At 36.6% G+C, this 224-nt stretch carries 1 protein-coding gene; it reads left to right on the plus strand.

Features of this window, described 5'->3' with window-relative positions; genetic code table 11:
* Positions 1-224, plus strand: a 224-nt coding sequence (locus CWB66_RS22025) for an aerolysin family beta-barrel pore-forming toxin (RefSeq protein ID WP_138587035.1), incomplete at both ends; no start/stop codon positions are given.

A 224-nucleotide genomic window follows, 5' to 3' on the forward strand; every position in this document is an offset into this window, starting at 1 on the left:
CTATTACCGTATCTAACTTTGAATATGTGATGGATAACGAATCATATAAAATAACAGGTGATATTGTTGCTGCCGACAAAGAACTAATTAAAACGCTAACAGTCCCTGCAGTAAATGACACGTCAGCAGCTCAGATGTCAGTCGTTACCATTGAATACGATGCAGCTACTAATTGGTCTAAAACAAATGACTACAGTATTTCTGAGTCAGTTACCTTATCCAAT

This window comes from Pseudoalteromonas sp. S558, assembly GCF_005886635.1.
In the GTDB taxonomy this organism is placed as follows: domain Bacteria; phylum Pseudomonadota; class Gammaproteobacteria; order Enterobacterales; family Alteromonadaceae; genus Pseudoalteromonas; species Pseudoalteromonas aliena.